Origin of the sequence: Streptomyces sp. Mut1 (genome assembly GCF_030719295.1) — a bacterium.
GTDB classification, from domain to species: domain Bacteria; phylum Actinomycetota; class Actinomycetes; order Streptomycetales; family Streptomycetaceae; genus Streptomyces; species Streptomyces castrisilvae.
Genome location: NZ_CP120997.1, coordinates 3239388 through 3255362, shown reverse-complemented (window position 1 = coordinate 3255362; position 15975 = coordinate 3239388). Strand labels below are relative to the sequence as shown.

Genomic DNA, 15975 nt, shown 5'->3' with positions numbered 1-15975 from the left:
CCCGGCGCACACCACACCCACAGCGCCCCGGCGCACATCACCCCCCCCAGCACCCCCCGCACACCACACCCACAGGACAGGAAGGGACCCCGCCATGCTCGACCACCTCATCCGCGGAGCGACCGTCGTGGACGGCACGGGCGGGCCCTCCTACCCGGCGGACGTCGGCGTGCGCGACGGCCGCATCGCCGTCATCGCGGAGCCAGGCACCGTCACCGAGGAGGCCGTGACCAGCGAGGACGCCCACGGGCTCGTCCTCGCGCCCGGCTTCGTCGACCCGCACACGCACTACGACGCGCAGCTGTTCTGGGACCCGTACGCCACGCCCTCGATGAACCACGGCGTCACGACCGTCGCCGGAGGCAACTGCGGGTTCACGCTGGCCCCGCTGCACCCGGACCGCCCCGAGGACGCCGACTACACGCGGCGCATGATGGCGCGGGTCGAGGGCATGGCCCTCAAGGCGCTGGAGGAGGGCGTCGACTGGACCTGGTCCGGATTCCGGGAGTACCTCGACGCGCTGGAGGGCCGGATCGCCGTCAACGCCGGGTTCATGGTCGGGCACTGCGCCCTGCGCCGCCACGTCATGGGCGCGGACGCGATCGGCGGGCAGCCGACGCCCGAGCAGATGGACGCCATGCTGGCGCTGTTCCACGACGCGATGGCCGCCGGGGCGTGGGGGCTGTCCACCACGCAGTCCTCGACCCACTCCGACGGCGACGGCCGGCCCGTCGCGTCGCGGCACGCGCTGCCGGAGGAACTGCTCGCGCTCTGCCGGGCCGTCGGCGAGCACGAGGGCACGCAGATCGAGGCGATCGTCGCGGGCTGCCTGGACCAGTTCGCCGACGAGGAGATCGACCTGCTCGTGGACATGACGGCCGCCGCCGGGCGCCCGCTGAACTGGAACGTGCTGACCATCGACGCCGCCGTCCCCGCACGCGTACCGCGCCAGCTCGTGCCCAGCGAGCGCGCCCGCCGGGCCGGCGGCCGGGTCGTCGCGCTGACCATGCCGATCCTGACCCCGATGAACATGTCGCTCGGCACGTTCTGCGCGCTCAACCTGATCCCCGGCTGGGGCGACATCCTCGCCCTGCCCGTACCCGAACGCATCGAGCGGCTGCGGGACGCGGACACCCGTGCCGGGATGCTGCGCCGCGCCGACAGCAAGGAGGCCGGTGTCTTCCGGCGCCTCGCGGACTTCGGCCGGTATGTCATCGGCGACACCTACAGCGCGGCCAACGAGGGCCTGACCGGCCGGGTCGTGAAGGACATCGCGGCCGAGCGCGGCCAGGACCCCTTCCACTGCCTGGTCGAGATCTGCGCCGCCGACGAGCTGCGTACGGTGCTGTGGCCGATGCCCACCGACAACGACCCGGCCTCCTGGGCGCTGCGCAGGGAGACCTGGGACCACGAGGACGTGCTGCTCGGCGGCTCGGACGCGGGCGCGCACCTGGACCGGATGTGCGGCGCCCCCTACACGACCCGCTTCCTCGGCGACTGCCTGCGCGGCCGGAAGCTCCTGCCGCTGGAGAGGGCGGTGAAGATGCTCACCGACGACCCCGCGCGCCTCTTCGGCCTGCGGGAACGCGGCCGGGTCGAGGAGGGCTTCCACGCCGACCTCGTCCTCTTCGACCCCGAGCGCGTCGACGCGGGCCCGGCGACCCTCGTCCACGACCTGCCGGGCGACAGCCCCCGGCTCGACTCCAAGGCCCTCGGGATCGTGTCGGTCCGGGTCAACGGGGTGGAGACCCTGCGCGACGACAAGGTGACCGGGGCCGTCCCGGGCACGGTGCTGCGCTCCGGCCGCGACACCAGGACGGTGAGCACCCGGTGACGAACGCGCCCCAGCGCCTGTTCATCGACGGCGAGTGGACCGAACCGGCCGGCGGCCACTACGAGGTGACCGACCCGGCCACCGAGGAGACCGTGGGCCTGGCCCCCGAGGCGAGCCGGGCGCAGGTGTACGAGGCGGCGGCCGCCGCCCGTGCCGCCTTCGCCTCCTGGTCCCGGACCCGCCCCGGGGAACGCGCCGCGATCCTCGACCGCGCGGCCGGCCTGATCCAGCGGGACTCCGCCGCCCTCGCGGACCTCGCCCGCGCGGAGAGCGGCGCCACCACCGCGACGGCCCGGGGGATGCAGGTCGCCGTGGGCGCGGCCCGGTTCCGGCGGTACGCGAAGGGGGCGCTCGAACCCGTCGAGGAGGCGGTCGCGCCGCAGATCAACGAGGCCGGTCCGATGGGCCGGGCCGGGATCTTCGGCGCGCTGGCCGTACGCCAGCCGGTCGGCGTCGTCACGTGCGTCACCTCGTACAACAACCCCTGGGCCAACCCGGCGGGCAAGATCGCCCCCGCGCTGGCCATGGGCAACACCGTCGTCGTGAAGCCGGCCCCGCAGGACCCGCTCTCCGTCTACCGGATGGCCGAGGCGCTGGCCGAGGCGGGCGTCCCGCCGGGTGTCGTCAACGTCGTCAGCGGCTCGGCTCCTGAGGTGGGCGAGGCGGCCGTCGACGCCGGGGACGTGGACATGGTGAGCTTCACCGGCTCCACGGCGGTCGGGCAGCGGATCGCGGAGGTCTGCGGCCGTTCCATGAAACGGCAGTTGATGGAGCTGGGCGGCAAGGGGGCGGCCCTCGTCTTCGAGGACGCGGACCTGGGCGCGGCGGTCGCGGGGATCGGTACGACGTTCTCGTTCTACAGCGGACAGATCTGTACGGCTCCGACCCGCGTCCTGGTCCAGCGGGGCGTCCAGGACGCGCTGATCGCCCAACTGGCCGCGTACGCCGGTCACTTGAAGGTCGGCGATCCGGCGGTGAAGGGCACGGTCGTCGGGCCGGTCATCTCCGCCGCCCATCGCGACCGCGTGGAGTCGTACGTGGAGCTCGGCCGCGAGGAGGGGGCCCGGATCGTCACGGGCGGCGAACGGCCCGACCCCACGGGCCGGGGCTTCTACGTCGCCCCGACGCTGCTGGCGGACTGCACCCCGGACATGCGGGTGGTGCGCGAGGAGATCTTCGGCCCGGTCGTGGTGGTGGTCCCCTTCGACGACGAGGAGGAGGGCATCGCGCTGGCCAACGACAGCGACTACGGGCTGATCGACTACGTCTGGTCCGGCGATGTGGCCCGCGCCTTCCGGGTGGCCCGCAGGCTGCGGGCCGGCGGGGTGGGCGTGAACACGATCGGCCGGAACATGGAGGCGCCGTTCGGCGGGTTCAAACGGAGCGGCGTCGGCCGGGACGTGGGCTCGTACGCGCTGCACGCGTACAGCGAGGTGCAGTCGATCGTCTGGCCGGGGTGAGGGGGCGGGCGCCGAGGGTGGCAGGCGATTTCCGGGCGGGCCGGTGAGGCGGCGGCCCTCTTCGGTCGGTCATTCCGCCTTGTTGCGCTTGATGATCTCACCGTCGAGTCCGGCGATCAGCGTGGCCGATGTCTGGTACGCGCCGCTGGCGTAGATCTCCATGGCCGGCCTTCCGTTGTTCCAGGCGAAGATCACGTGGCTGGCATCGGGGTCTGCCTTCCGTACGCCCAGTTCGGTCTGGCATATGTGGAGAAGCCGGGGCAGGGCGTCCCAGTCCACCTGGGAGAGGTCCGTCATGCGCTGGCCGTTGACCAGACCTTCGTTGCCATGGCGGTTGCCCCGGCCGTCCCGGTAGTCGAAGCCGTCGAACACCTTGCCGTCCGGCATGTTCCCGGCCTTCACGATCACGTTGCCGGTGGCTCGACTCGGGTGCAGATCGAGCCAGAGCACCTCCGTTCTGCCCGTCACCGCCTTCATCTTCTTGACGAGTCGCCGGCCGCCGGAGGGGGTGAGGAGATCGGTCTCCGTTGTGGGTGTGGGCGAAGGTGAGGGGCTGGAGGTGCGTGAGGGGGACGGGGTGGGGGTGGGAGAGCGGGGGGCGGAGTGGGTGGGCGCGGCGCCGCCGGACGGTTTGTCGTCGTCGGTGGTGCCGGGTATGAATTCATTGGCCAGCAGCCCGGCGGCCAAGACGGCGAGCAGGACTCCGGGGATCAGTACGCGACGCCGGGTCCGGTCGGCACTGGCGCCGCGCAGGGGTGTCCGGCTCGTCCGTGCGGCGGGATTGCCCCGGCCGTCGGTCTCCTCGGGCGCAGAGGGTGCGCCGGCGGGTTTCGGTTCGGCCGGTGGGCGGTCTCGCTTCGGGGGTGGGCCGGTGGTGGCGGCTTCCCGTTCCGGTGGAGCGGGGGCCGACGACTCCGTGCGGGTGTACGCGACCGGGACCGCGCCGGCCGCGTCGGCTTCAGCCTTCCCATCCGCCTCTGCGGGGCCGGTTGTCGGTACGGGAGGCGCGGTCACGCCGTCGATGACCGTCAGGGCGCGGTCTCCGGCGGCCTGTGCGAGGAGTTGGTCGAGGTGTTCCGCGTCGGGCCGGGAGGCCACGTCCTTGATGAGGACGGAGCGCAGTACGGGGCCGAGGGCGTCCGCGCGTTGGGGCGGTGGGACGTCTTCTTCGAGGATCGCGGCGAGGGTGGCGAGGGTGGAGGAGCGGCGCATGGGGTTGTGTCCTTCGACCGCGACGTAGAGCATCATGGCCAGTGACCAGAGGTCGGAGGAGGGGTCGTCGTCGTGGCCGCGCAGTCGTTCGGGGGCCATGTAGTCGGGGGAGCCGACGAGTTCGCCGGTGTTGGTGAGGCTGGTGGCTTCGCGTACGGCGGCGATTCCGAAGTCGGTGAGCAGGGGTGTGCCGTCGGTGCGCAGCAGTACGTTGCCGGGTTTCACGTCGCGGTGGAGGATGTCCGCTTCGTGTGCGGCTTGTAGTCCGGCGAGTACGCCGCGGCCCAGGCGGGCTGCCTCGGTGGGGGTGTACAGGCCGCGTTCCAGGCGGTCCTGGAGTGAACCGCCGTGGACCAGTTCCATGACCAGCCAGGGGTGCTCCACCTCCGTGGAGCTCACGATGTGGTGGATTGTCACGACGTTCGGGTGAGTGATCCGTGCCAGTGAGACGGCCTCGCGCAGCACGCGTTTGCGTAGCATCTCCGCAGCGTCGGGGCGTAGCCGCAGCAGTTCCGGGTCCGGCGGCCGGACCTCCTTCAGTGCTACTTCCCGGTGCAGGACGATGTCGCGTGCCCGCCAGACGAGCCCCATCCCGCCGCCGCCGAGCCGTTCCAGCAGTTCGAAGCGCCCGTCGATCACGCTTCCCTCGAAACCCGCAGTCATGGGCCGAACAGTACGGCACCGGCCGATCACGCCCCGGCGGAACCCGTTCCCCCTGAACTCCCTTATGGAGCAGCGCAGTTGAGTGCCCCGCAGGGCTCGTGCGAGTGCGGTCGGAGGGGGGGCGTGCCCCGGTACTCATTCCTCGACATCAAGTATCTCGGAATCAAGTGTCTTGACGTCGAGAATCTCGCCCGGCAGACTCTGGGGCGGTTGATCTCTTGATGTCGAGATACATTTCGGGGTGGCGGTGCGTCGTACAGGGGGCAGTGAAGCGGCGGAGACCGAGGTCGGACACGGCGGCCTGATCGCCCAGCTACGCAACCCACCGGGCGGCCGGGACGCCCGGATCATGCTGCTCGCCCTGGCCGTCGACCGCACCGGCTCCGGCCTGTGGGCGGCGTCCTCGGTCCTCTACCTCACCTTCGTCACCCACCTCAGCGCCCAGCAGATCGGCGTCCTGCTCGGCACGGCCGGTGTCGCGGGCATCGCGGGCTCACCCCTCGCCGGGCGCCTGGCCGGCCGCTTCCCGGTGCGCCCGCTGCTCATCGGCTGCCACCTGCTGCGGCTGGTGACGCTCACGCTGGTGCTGCTCTGTACGAGCTTCGGCGCGCTGCTCGTGGTGGTCGCGGTGACCTACCTGGGGGACCGGGCGGCCAAGACGCTGGAGATGCTGTTCGCCACCCGCGCGGCGGGCGAACGCCGCGTCGCCTACCAGGCGTTGTCGCGCAGTGCGGCGAACGCCGGGTACGGGCTCGGCGCCGGACTCGCCGCCATCGGCCTCGCCGTCGGCACCACGGACGCCTACCGCGCCCTGATCCTCGGCAACGCCCTCTCCTTCGTCGTCGCCGCGGCGCTGGTGTGGCGCACGGGCGAGCCGGCCGGCCGGACGAGGGAGGTGGCACGAGCGGAGCCCGTACCCGATGACGCGACCCCCGCCCCTCGCCCCAAAGGCCCCTGGCGGGACCGGGGTTACCTCCGCTTCGTGCTGCTGGACATCCCCATGAACCTGGACGACTCGGTCCTCGCGGTCGGTCTCCCCCTGTGGCTCGTCAGCCGCACCTCCGCCCCGCACGCCCTCGTACCGGCCTTCCTCGTCATCAACACCGTGCTCGTCGTCGTACTCCAACTGGCCGTCTCCCGAAGGGCCGAGGGCCCGCGCAAGGCGGTGCGGGCGGTGCTGCTGTACGGGGTCCTGATGTTCGTCTGCTGCGCCCTGACGGCCGGCGCCACCGGCTGCGGTACCTGGGCGGCGGCCACCGCCCTGCTCGCCGCGGCCGTTCTGGTCACGATGGCCGAGCTGATGCGCTCGGTCAGCTCGTGGGAGCTGGCCGTCCTCCTGTCCCCGCCGGACGAACGGGCCGCGTACCTGGGGGTGGCCGGCATGTCCCAGTCCATCCAGAAGTCGGCGGGCCCGCCGCTCCTGACGGGCGTGGTGATGGCCGCCGGGCCGGTGGGGTGGCTGGCGCTGGGAGCGGTGGTCGCGGGGCTCGCGGTGGTGCAGCAGCGGGGGTGCGCGGGGAGGCTGGGGGTCCTGGGAGCGTCGGTCCGGGGCGCCGCCCCGGCCGGGAAAGCGGCCTGACCCACGCGTACGGGGAACGCCGGGCCCGCGTACGGCCGTTGCGGCCCGGCCTCTACGCTGTGCCGACGCGTCCACCCCGGCAGCCGGGGCGGAGGGCGAGGAGGAGGGGACATGCGAAGACCTGTGCTCTGGGGCACGGTGACCACCGCGGTGGCCATGACCGTGCTGGGGGGAGCGACGGCGCACGCCGAGGGGCGGGGCGACATCAGGGTCACCAAGGCGGTGACCAACAACGGCAAGAACGTCATCATCGGCACCAGCAAGACGGTGACCTTCCCGATCAAGCTGACGATCAAGGACAACTCGGGCGTCAAGAGCCTGCGCGACATCCGGGCGGGCAACGCGAGCTCCACCGCCGGCGCACCGGTCGAGCTGGTCGGCACGACGTGCAAGAAGCTGAGCGCCACCACTTCGGAGTGCACGGCGACGATGCGCGCCGACCCGCACGACTTCCCCGACTACAACAGCGAGCGGAACGCCAACGACGCCGCCGGTGACTGGTGCGCCTACGGCAACGTGCAGGCCAACGACGGCGACTACTGGATCTTCGACTGGGTCGCCCCCTTCAAGCTCAAGCGCGCCGCGACCCTGACGGCCGCCGCGACCGGTCCGAGCCCGCTCTCCGGCGGCAGAACGGTCAAGGTCACGGGCGCACTGACCCGGGCCGACTGGGAGGCGCTGGAGTACCGCGGCTACGGCGGCCAGAGCGTCAGGCTCCAGTTCCGCAAGACCGGGGCGAGCGCGTACACGACCGTGAAGACGGTCAGGACGAACAGCGCGGGCCACGTCTCCGCGACGGTGACCGCGAGCGGCCCCGGCAGCTGGCGCTGGTTCTACCCGGGCACCTCCACCACCGCGCAGGTCGCGTCGCCGGGCTCCACCGTGACGCTGGCCCCGGCCACGATGCACGCCAACGTGCCGCGCGTCATGCACGCCGCCACAGCGGGCTGACGGGGCGTGCGGGGCGGGGAGCGGGGCGGCCGTCGAGCCGCCGATGCCGAGGCTTCCCGCCCCGGACGGCATACGTTGGAGCGGTCACGCGACAACGACGGAGGTGCCTTCGTATGCGGATCGCCACCACGATCTTCCTCACCGACGAGACCATCACCCCGGTGCGGCTCGCGCACCAGCTCGAACAGCGCGGGTTCGCCGGGCTCTTCCTGCCCGAGCACACCCACATCCCGGTGAACAGGGAGACCCCCTACCCGGCGGGCGGCGACCTGCCCCGCGAGTACGGCCGCACCCTGGACCCGTTCGTCGCCCTCGCCCAGGCCGCCGCGGTGACCGAGCGGCTGACCCTGGGCACCGGCATCACGCTGATCGCCCAGCATGACCCGATCGACCTGGCCAAGCAGGTCGCCACCCTCGACCACCTCTCCGCCGGCCGCTTCACCCTGGGCATCGGCTACGGCTGGAACGTCGAGGAGGCCGACGACCACGGCGTCACCTGGTCGACGCGGCGGCGCCTGGGCCGCGACCGGCTGGCGCTGATGCGCGCGCTGTGGGCGCAGGAACCGACCGCGTACGAGGGCGAGTTCGCTTCGGTGCGGGCCAGCCACGCCCACCCCAAGCCGTACCAGCAGCCGCGCGGCCCGCTGACCGGCCCGCGCACCCTGATCGGCGGCGCGGCGGGCCCCAGGCTCTTCGCGCGGATCGCGGAGTCCGCGGACGGCTGGCTCCCGATCGGCGGCCGGGGCCTCACGGAGTCCGTCCCCGCGCTCCGTACCGCCTGGGAGGCGGCGGGCCGCGACCCGGAGGGCCTCCACGTCGTCCCGTACGCGGTCCTCCCCGACCCGGGCAAGCTGGCCCACTACGCGGACCTGGGCATCGAGGAGGTCGTCCTCCAACTGCCCCCGGCCGCCGAACCGGAGGTGCTGCGGACGCTGGACGCGTACGCGGCGTACCTCTGAGCCGGGCTCACCCCCGGCGCGGCCGGATCGGGTGGGCCCCCACCCGATCCGGGCACCGCCGACGACGACCCCGCCCACAGTCGGCCCGAGCCCCGCCACCCCACCCCGGCCTCCCGGTAGCGGGCGGCCGGCCTGCCGCCCGCACCCGGCAGTTCCGCGTCCTTGAATGTCAGCGTCAAGGAAGCCGTCGAGCCTGTGCGCGGTGTCCAGCCGTGAGGCGGGCACCTGGCAGGGCCCCTGCCCCTGGCCGGTTCGCCGTGCACCAGGATGTATGTCTGTCGGGCCACTCAACTCTGCCCCGAGGTACCTGGAACAGGAGCTGTGCCTCCGCTATGCAGGGATGGTCGTCCCTTCAGCAGCGAAGAGGTTCTCATGCACAGTCAGGACGGTGCCGCGAAGACCGGCGTGGAGAACAAGCCCGCCCCGGCCCGCAGAACCGCGACGACGGGCGGAGTGCCACTCAACGGCCCCCTTGCCCTACAGGGCAGTATCGGGAACGCGGCCGTCATCCAACGGCTGCTGTCCGAGGGCTACCTGCCCCTCCAGAACCAGCACGGTGACGGCTGCGGCGACCAGCAGACGACTCCGCCCCCCGTGCGACGCTCCGCTGTCCTCGGCCTACTGCGCTCCTCCGGCCGACCGCTGGACAGCGCCACCCGTACCGATATGGAAGGCAGGCTCGGCGCGGACTTCTCCGATGTCCGCATCCACGACGACGACGCCGCCAAGGCCTCGGCCGTCGAGGTCGGCGCTCGCGCCTACACCTCCGGCAGCCACGTCGTCATCGGCGAAGGCGGTGCGGACGGACACACCCTCGCCCATGAGCTGACGCATGTCATCCAGCAACGCCAAGGCCCCGTCACCGGTACCGACAACGGCGCGGGGCTCAAGGTCTCCGACCCCACCGACCGGTACGAACGCGAAGCGGAAGCCAACGCCACACGGGCCATGAGCCTCGCCCCCACCCCGGCCGCCCCGGTCCAGCGAGCGGCGGAGGACCAGTCCTCGCGGCCCGCACCGGCGGAGCCGAGGGCCGTACAACGCACCAGGAACCGCCAGATGTCGGCCGGCTCGGTCGATCCCGGAGCCAGAGTCAGCGCCGGCGCTCTCGGAGCCGAGACAGAGACAGTTCCGGTCGCGGAGAGCGATGTCCCCGGGGTGGTCTCACTCGCACCCGTCGTGCTCAGCGATGGTTTGGATATCGCCGGTATCGCCCGAAAGTACAGAACAGGCTTTACCGGAACCGGGGCGATCGGGAATCAGTTCGCCTTGGTGATCGGAGTGAACTACTGGGAGGGGCTCTCAGGCCAAGAGGAACTGCTCAGGCAGAAGATCAACGAGTTCAAGGCGACCTGGACCGAAGGCGAAGCCATGTTCCCGGTCGAGGTCATCGGGTTCAACTGGCACAGTGGCCTGGCCAATAAATCCAACTACAAAGAACAGAACATCATTCCTTACGGAAGTATCAGAGACAGAATCCTGCGCGACGAAGCGGTACCCCGCCTCATTCAAGGACTGAAGGAATGCGGCAGACAGCATGTCTACGTACACACCAGCGACGCCGACACCCAGTCCTTCGTCACCCCGGCCGGTCCACTGTTCTCAGCAGCAGGAAGCCCGGCCGTCGCGGCGGGGGAACAAACCACGGACAGACCTGCCGGGCCCCTGCACGGCGGACTTCTGGACCTGTTCAGCGGCGGATACGCGGGCCCCGCCCCCAACGCTACCGCCCAGGCCCCCCAAGGCAGTGCAGGCAAGAAGACCAAGAAGACCAAGAAGGCCGACGGTTACGAGAGAGACCTCATGCTCTGGCACGCCGGGCAGGTGGACCTCGCCGTCCGGGACGTCATGGCCGAACTGAACCCACGCTCCGTCTACTACCCCGAGCCCAACACCTTTATCAAGGTGGCCGAATATCGGGACGACCTGGAGCCCGGCATCTCCTTCGAACAAGGCAACCAGGAAGGGGCCGCCCTGGTGAAAACTGCGCGTAATGAGATCGGCGAGCGAGATGCGGCCGAGGGGTCCAAGGAAGTGAAAGAGAATTTCGACTCCAGATACGCGATCACCACCGACATGAAACGGATCGGTGAGAACGTCGAGACGGATCAGAGCAACAAGGGGAAGGGAACCGTCCGGAACCCACTCGAACAGCTCTCCAACCTCGCGCAGAGTCATGCCGGACAAACGACATGGGGGGACCGCGTCGAAGAGGCGTACGCTCTGCCCGCAGGGATCAAGGGCCCGCTCGGCGAACTTGTCTTCGCACGCGTGCACGACTCGAAATTTCTCCGCACGGTGGACGTGAGTACCGTCAAGAAATCTCTGTTGGCCGAGCTGCGTAAGAATAAGGATCTGTTGAACCGATTTCCCAACAGGGCGGTCTGTGTTCAAGTCGTAAACATGGCCATCGAGAGCAGGAAAGTGCTACTCACCGCCTTCGGCCGTGCCGCCAACCAGCTTTCCGCCTCCGAAAGCTGATTTCCTGGATCGACGGACACCCGGCGCTCCGCCGGCAGCACCACTTGCGGTGAGTGAGCGCGATGCGTCAGACCCGCCGGGCCACGAAGACGAACTCGCGGCCCGGACGGTCGGGTGCGTCGCGGATGTCGTCCACCGTGTATCCGAGGGCGCGCAGGTCCCGTTCGACCTCGTCCCGCTCGCGGAAGCGCAGCGTCGAGTCCGAGGTCAGTACGTCTCCGTCCGCCGCGAACCGGTAGGTCCAGCGGAACGTGACCAGGGGCCCGGCCACCTCGGTCACCTCGACCCAGGACTCGACCGGGCCGGTGCCCGGGACCTCGGTCACGCTGCGGGAGTCCTCGCGGGTCCACTCCTCCCAGGCGCGCCGCGCCGGATCGCGCGTCTCGAAGACCAGGCGCCCGCCGGGGCGCAGCGCCTCATGGGCTCCCCGCAGGGTCGCCTGCCAGGCGTCGGGGCCGGCGATGGCCTGGGCGACGTTCGCGGTCATCGTCGCGAGATCGACGCGCAGCGGGGGGAGGGTCGTCGCATCGCCGTGAAGCCAGCGCACGCGCTCCGCGCCCGGCTTGGCCCGCGCCACGTCGAGGGATGCCAGGGCGGGATCGACGCCGACGACGTCCTTGCCGCGGCCGGCCAGGAGGAGGGCGAACACGCCTGTGCCGCAGCCGATGTCCAGGACGCGGTGCGCCTCGAACTCCTCCGCCATGCGCAGATAGGCGTCGAGGTCGCTGCGGTCCGGGTCGAGCGGATCGTAGAGCGCGGCCAGTCGTGGATGCGTGAAGCCTTCGTCAGCCATGGCCTCGAACGTAGGCGGCGTGCGGCCGGGCCGCGACCGGGTTTCGGGGGCGTACCCGGACGCGACGCCCGTACCCGCATGCTCGTTGGTCACAATAGGATCACTCCCTCTCCTCAATTCTCACACATCTCGTCCGAAGTAATACCGTCATTCCACTCGAAGTGGCGTATGCCGAGACGTGGGGGGACCACATGGCCAAGGTGTTGAGCCGGCGCAAGCGGATCTGGATAGGCGGCATCGCCCTGTTCGCCTTCGGGGCGGTGGGCTGTACGCAGTCCGGCGACGACGCGGCGACCGTGGCGGCGACGAGTGCCGCGCCGGCCCCCACGGTCACGGTGACCGTCACGGCCACGGCGACCGAGACCGCCACACCCGCCCCGGCGCCCACGGTGACCGAGACGAAGACCGTGAAGGTGCCGGGGCCGACCGTCACGGCGACCGTCACGAGGGCGACGTCCTCCGGGTCCGGCGGCTCGGGCGGCTCCGGCGGCGGGGGTTCCACCACCACCCGCTCGTGTTCCATCCGCTCCAACGCGGGGAACTGCTACAGCGCCGGCCAGTTCTGCCGGAACAGTGACCACGGCGCCCTGACGACGAACGCGGCCGGTACGCGCATCAAGTGCGCCTACAGCGGGAACGCCTGGCGCTGGACGTACGCCTGAGACGTGGCGCTGCGCACGCCGGAACGATGCGCCGTCCGCCGGGCGTTGACCTCATGGCCATCCGGACCGTGGAGAGGAAGCGTATGAACGACGTCAGCGGCTTCAAGGACATCTCACCGACCACGCTCGCCGACCTGCTGGGGCGCGGGCAGGTCATGGACGCCGGCATCCGCCCGCTCTGGCCGTCCGTGCCGCGGGTCGCCGGTCCGGCGTTCACCGTGCGCTGCCCGCCCGGTGACAACCTCATGCTGCACGCCGCCATCCACCGCGCCGGCCCCGGCTCCGTCATCGTCATCGAGGCGGGCGACGCGGACTACGCGCTGGCCGGCGGGAACGTGTGCGCGGTGGCCCAGCGCCGGGGCATCGCCGCGTTCGTCACCAACGGGGTGATCCGGGACCTGGCCGAGGTACGGGACATGGGCTTCCCCGTCTTCGCGACCGGCGTCGTCCCCTTTCCCGGTACGAAGAAGGCCGTGACGCCCCTCGGCGAACCGGTGCGGTGCGGCGGGGTGACGGTGAACGCCGGGGACATCGTCGTCGCCGACGAGGAAGGCATCGTCGTCACGCCGGCCGCCAGCCGGGAGCAGGTGCTGACCGACGCACGGGCCAAGGCCGCCAAGGAGGCCGCCGAGACCCTCGACGCCTGGGAGGCCGCGCACCGCGCCCGTATCGACAAGATCCTGGCCGAAAACGGCTACGCGGGCTGACCGTTCCGGGGGCTGGTCGGGTCGGTCTGGTGTTCGGGGGCCGGTGATAGCTTGGCACGCCAGTTCTGACGTGAACGCTTTGCCAAGGGGGAACCATGCAGCAGTCGGTGCGAGGTCGGATGGTGGCCGGAGCCGTGGCCGGAACGGTGGCCATGATGTTCGCCGCGGGCTGTTCGTTCAGCGTGGGTGGCGAAAAGGTCGTCAAGAAGGCCGAGGTCGCCAAGCAGGCGTCGGCGGGCCTCGGTAAAGAGGTCGGCCGCGAGCCCGAGGACGTGACCTGCGAGGACGACCTCAAGGCCAAGGTCGGCGAAAGCGTGCGCTGCACGCTGACCGATGGTGGCAAGAAGCTCGGCATGACGGTCACCGTGAAGTCCGTCGACGGCAAGGACGTCAAGATGGACTACAAGGTCGACGGCGCGGCCGACACCGGCGCCTCCGCCGACCCCCAGCCCAGCGACTCCGCCCAGCCCACCGACACGACGACCAGCGGCACGGGCGGCGAGCAGTCCGTGGACAAGGCCGAGGTCGCCCGCCAGGGCAAGGCCGCCCTCGCGGCCCAGGTCGGCAAGGAGCCCGACTCCTTCTCCTGCCCCGAGAACCTCCCGGCCCGCGTGGGCGCCACGATCCGCTGCCAGCTCGCGGACGGCGGCCAGCAGTACGGAGTGACGGTCACCGCGAAGTCCGTCGTCGGCGGCCAGGTGAACATGGACTTCAAGGTGGACCAGACGCCGGCGGGCTGAGGCGGGCCGTGGCGGTTGCCCCGCCTTCCGCTGTGACCAGCGCGTCAGCGCCGCTCCAGGCCGAGCCGTGCGCGCACCACGTCGTGCGGAACGGTTTCGGTGGCGCCGGAGACCTGGCGGGCCCGGTACTCGGCGAGAGCCAGTGCGTCTTCCGACTCGGCGAGTTTTTGCGGGTCATCTCTCATGCGTGAAGTGTGCCCTCTACGGGCCGGGGCAGCCCCGGACGGACGGCGAGCGTCGGGCCCGTGCTCGCCGTCCGGCTGGTCAGCCCTGACGCGCGTACGTGACGAACGCGGCCCAGGCCGTGGGTGCCACGTCGAAGTGGGGGCCCGGGATGTTCTTCGAATCGCGGACGTGGACGGCGGAGGCGCAGGAGGCGACCTCGATGCACTCGCCGCCCTCACCGCTGCTGTAGCTGGATTTGCGCCAGTCGTAGGCGACCTCGATGCAGTTGCCGCCCTCGCCATCGCTATAGCTGCTCTTGAACCAGCGCAGTTGCTCAGTGTTCATAGCTCTCCCAACATCTTCTCGATGAGCATCAGGGTCTCCCTGGGGGAGAGCGCCTGCGCCCGCATAATTCCAAAGCGTTCGGTGAAGACTCGCACCTCAGCTGGGTCCGTGATCAGCCTCGCATGCCCGTACGTCTCGGTGTACGCCGCTTCTTGGCGCCCTCTCGGAGTGACCAGGGTGAACGAAGCGTCCAGGCTAGGGTGTTCGGACCGGTCGGTGGTCATGACCTGAAGCTCGACGTTGCGCATTCGCCCCACTGCCAGCAGCCGCTGCAACTGGGCCCGGTGAACGTCCCTCCCTCCGATCGGCCGTTGGAGGACGGTCTCCTCCAGTAGGAAGCTGAGCGTAGGCGCGGGCCAGCGCTCGAAGATCTGCTGCCGGGCCATGCGGTCGGCCACGCGCTTCTCGATCGTCTGCTCGTCCAGCAGCGGGCGTCGTTGGGTGAAGACCGCCCGTGCGTACTCTTCGGTCTGAAGCAGCCCGGGGATCGCCTGGGTGCTGTAGATGTGCAACGCAACCGCCTCCGCCTCCGTCCGGGCGAAGTCGCGGAACCAGCCCGGATGGCGTGTACGAGCCCGCTTGATCGCGTCCCGTACCTCCTCCATGGCCGCCTGAAGCAGGCCGCCCGTGTTCAGGGCGCGGTCGGCGAGGACCAGGAACTCCGGCTGCGGGGTGCGGACGCCCCGTTCGATCGCGGAGATCAGGTCCTCGCCGCAGTGGGTGGCCGTGGCCAGTTCCTTCTGGCTCATGCCCGCACGTTCGCGCAGGAACTTCAGCTGCTTACCGAGCGCCCTGAACAGGTGCGCGGTGCCGTCCGATTCGGTCGGGCGCTCCGGCCGCTCTTCACGTTGTGTGTTCGTCATCATCCCCGTACCGCCTCTGTCCGTCCGGTCACGGCCGACACCCCGTACAGCCGGTCGGGCGGGCCCGTACAGCTTTCTGGAGTCGTGTGGTCACTGCTGGTCAGCGTACGAGCGGGCAGCCACGCTGGGTCACATGAACGCCGAAATCACTCTTGTGAGTACCGAGTTCGTCCAGCGCTTCAGCGCCTCGCGCCGAGGGGCCCGGCTCGCGCGCCGGCTCGCCGTGCAGCAACTGGACGCGTGGGGCACGCCGTACGGAAGCGAGCTGTCCGACGACGTGGCGGTGGTCGTGGCCGAGCTGGCGGCCAACGCGGTGCTCCACGGTCATGTGACGGGGCGTGACTTCGAGCTGCGCCTGCTTCCCGTGGCGGACGGCTTCCGTATCGAGGTGTCGGACGCGCGAGGGGAGCGACGGCCGGAGCTGTGCGCGGGCGGGGCCGACACTGCCGAGCACGGCCATGGGCTGCGGCTGGTCGAGGCGCTGGCGGCGGAGTGGGGCGTGGCCGAACGGGTGGTCGGCAAGACGGTGTGGGCGCGGGTGGGCCCCGGGGGGAGTTGAGG

The 15975-nt window shown here is 70.8% G+C and carries 15 protein-coding genes; 10 read left to right on the top strand and 5 right to left on the bottom strand.

Annotation, left to right across the window (positions count from 1 at the left end):
- Window positions 1-94: 94 nt before the first annotated feature.
- Together P8A18_RS13930 and P8A18_RS13925 are read left to right on the top strand one after the other, a co-directional pair.
- Window positions 95-1834 (top strand): N-acyl-D-amino-acid deacylase family protein, encoded by a 1740-nt coding sequence (locus P8A18_RS13930; RefSeq protein ID WP_306054654.1) that lies wholly within the window; start codon window positions 95-97, stop codon window positions 1832-1834.
- The gene (locus P8A18_RS13925; RefSeq protein WP_306054652.1) at window positions 1831-3294 is read left to right on the top strand and encodes an aldehyde dehydrogenase family protein; all 1464 of its coding nucleotides are present in this window, start codon (window positions 1831-1833) and stop codon (window positions 3292-3294) included. Before P8A18_RS13930 ends, P8A18_RS13925 begins: the two co-directional genes overlap by 4 nt.
- A 69-nt stretch (window positions 3295-3363) precedes the next feature.
- Here P8A18_RS13925 and P8A18_RS13920 read toward each other — a convergent pair whose 3' ends face one another.
- A complete protein-coding gene (locus P8A18_RS13920; protein WP_306054650.1) occupies window positions 3364-5169 on the bottom strand; it encodes a serine/threonine-protein kinase in 1806 nt (601 codons plus the stop codon).
- Window positions 5170-5416: 247 nt separating this feature from the next.
- On the opposite strand from P8A18_RS13920, the gene P8A18_RS13915 reads away from it, so the two are divergent.
- The 4 genes from P8A18_RS13915 to P8A18_RS13900 all read left to right on the top strand — a co-directional run bounded on the left by P8A18_RS13915 (window position 5417) and on the right by P8A18_RS13900 (window position 11139).
- Entirely contained in the window at window positions 5417-6748 is a 1332-nt protein-coding gene (locus tag P8A18_RS13915; RefSeq protein ID WP_306054648.1) for an MFS transporter, read from the top strand.
- Window positions 6749-6859: 111 nt separating this feature from the next.
- Entirely contained in the window at window positions 6860-7699 is an 840-nt protein-coding gene (locus tag P8A18_RS13910) for a hypothetical protein (protein ID WP_306054647.1), read from the top strand.
- 113 nt (window positions 7700-7812) lie between these two features.
- Entirely contained in the window at window positions 7813-8658 is an 846-nt protein-coding gene (locus P8A18_RS13905) for an LLM class F420-dependent oxidoreductase (RefSeq protein ID WP_306054645.1), read from the top strand.
- 372 nt (window positions 8659-9030) lie between these two features.
- Window positions 9031-11139, top strand: coding sequence for an eCIS core domain-containing protein (locus P8A18_RS13900; RefSeq protein ID WP_306054643.1), 2109 nt, complete (start codon window positions 9031-9033; stop codon window positions 11137-11139).
- 67 nt (window positions 11140-11206) lie between these two features.
- On the opposite strand, the gene P8A18_RS13895 is transcribed toward P8A18_RS13900, so the two are convergent.
- Window positions 11207-11932, bottom strand: coding sequence for a class I SAM-dependent methyltransferase (locus tag P8A18_RS13895; RefSeq protein ID WP_306054641.1), 726 nt, complete (start codon window positions 11930-11932; stop codon window positions 11207-11209).
- Between the two features lie 191 nt (window positions 11933-12123).
- On the opposite strand from P8A18_RS13895, the gene P8A18_RS13890 reads away from it, so the two are divergent.
- The 3 genes from P8A18_RS13890 (at window position 12124) to P8A18_RS13880 (ending at window position 14041) form a co-directional block, all read left to right on the top strand.
- Window positions 12124-12594 carry a hypothetical protein gene (locus P8A18_RS13890; RefSeq protein ID WP_306054639.1) on the top strand — a complete coding sequence of 157 codons (471 nt, stop codon included), beginning with the start codon at window positions 12124-12126 and terminating at the stop codon, window positions 12592-12594.
- 83 nt (window positions 12595-12677) lie between these two features.
- Window positions 12678-13301 (top strand): RraA family protein, encoded by a 624-nt coding sequence (locus tag P8A18_RS13885; protein WP_306054637.1) that lies wholly within the window; start codon window positions 12678-12680, stop codon window positions 13299-13301.
- 119 nt (window positions 13302-13420) lie between these two features.
- Window positions 13421-14041, top strand: coding sequence for a DUF4333 domain-containing protein (locus P8A18_RS13880; protein WP_306060892.1), 621 nt, complete (start codon window positions 13421-13423; stop codon window positions 14039-14041).
- A gap of 44 nt (window positions 14042-14085) precedes the next feature.
- Here the strand turns inward: P8A18_RS13880 and P8A18_RS13875 are convergent, their stop codons facing one another.
- The 3 genes from P8A18_RS13875 to P8A18_RS13865 form a co-directional block, all read right to left on the bottom strand.
- Window positions 14086-14226, bottom strand: a complete 141-nt coding sequence (locus P8A18_RS13875) for a prevent-host-death family protein (RefSeq protein WP_306054635.1) — start codon at window positions 14224-14226, stop codon at window positions 14086-14088.
- 79 nt (window positions 14227-14305) lie between these two features.
- Complete coding sequence (locus P8A18_RS13870) at window positions 14306-14551, bottom strand: DUF397 domain-containing protein (protein WP_306054633.1); 246 nt, start codon at window positions 14549-14551, stop codon at window positions 14306-14308.
- Complete coding sequence (locus P8A18_RS13865) at window positions 14548-15414, bottom strand: helix-turn-helix domain-containing protein (protein ID WP_306060890.1); 867 nt, start codon at window positions 15412-15414, stop codon at window positions 14548-14550. The genes P8A18_RS13870 and P8A18_RS13865 overlap by 4 nt, the downstream gene beginning before the upstream one ends.
- A gap of 133 nt (window positions 15415-15547) precedes the next feature.
- On the opposite strand from P8A18_RS13865, the gene P8A18_RS13860 reads away from it, so the two are divergent.
- On the top strand, window positions 15548-15973 hold the full coding sequence (locus P8A18_RS13860; protein WP_306054631.1) for an ATP-binding protein: 426 nt from the start codon (window positions 15548-15550) through the stop codon (window positions 15971-15973).
- The last annotated feature ends 2 nt before the right edge of the window (window positions 15974-15975 follow it).

Bases quoted from the DNA above. Each gene is read 5' to 3' on its own strand.
- P8A18_RS13930 (WP_306054654.1), top strand. From the start codon at position 95: ATGCTCGACCACCTCATCCGCGGAGCGACCGTCGTGGACGGCACGGGC.
- P8A18_RS13920 (WP_306054650.1), bottom strand. From the start codon at position 5,169: ATGACTGCGGGTTTCGAGGGAAGCGTGATCGACGGGCGCTTCGAACTG.
- P8A18_RS13910 (WP_306054647.1), top strand. From the start codon at position 6,860: ATGCGAAGACCTGTGCTCTGGGGCACGGTGACCACCGCGGTGGCCATG.
- P8A18_RS13905 (WP_306054645.1), top strand. From the start codon at position 7,813: ATGCGGATCGCCACCACGATCTTCCTCACCGACGAGACCATCACCCCG.
- P8A18_RS13900 (WP_306054643.1), top strand. From the start codon at position 9,031: ATGCACAGTCAGGACGGTGCCGCGAAGACCGGCGTGGAGAACAAGCCC.
- P8A18_RS13895 (WP_306054641.1), bottom strand. From the start codon at position 11,932: ATGGCTGACGAAGGCTTCACGCATCCACGACTGGCCGCGCTCTACGAT.
- P8A18_RS13890 (WP_306054639.1), top strand. From the start codon at position 12,124: ATGGCCAAGGTGTTGAGCCGGCGCAAGCGGATCTGGATAGGCGGCATC.
- P8A18_RS13885 (WP_306054637.1), top strand. From the start codon at position 12,678: ATGAACGACGTCAGCGGCTTCAAGGACATCTCACCGACCACGCTCGCC.
- P8A18_RS13880 (WP_306060892.1), top strand. From the start codon at position 13,421: ATGGTGGCCGGAGCCGTGGCCGGAACGGTGGCCATGATGTTCGCCGCG.
- P8A18_RS13875 (WP_306054635.1), bottom strand. From the start codon at position 14,226: ATGAGAGATGACCCGCAAAAACTCGCCGAGTCGGAAGACGCACTGGCT.
- P8A18_RS13870 (WP_306054633.1), bottom strand. From the start codon at position 14,551: ATGAACACTGAGCAACTGCGCTGGTTCAAGAGCAGCTATAGCGATGGC.
- P8A18_RS13865 (WP_306060890.1), bottom strand. From the start codon at position 15,414: ATGACGAACACACAACGTGAAGAGCGGCCGGAGCGCCCGACCGAATCG.
- P8A18_RS13860 (WP_306054631.1), top strand. From the start codon at position 15,548: ATGAACGCCGAAATCACTCTTGTGAGTACCGAGTTCGTCCAGCGCTTC.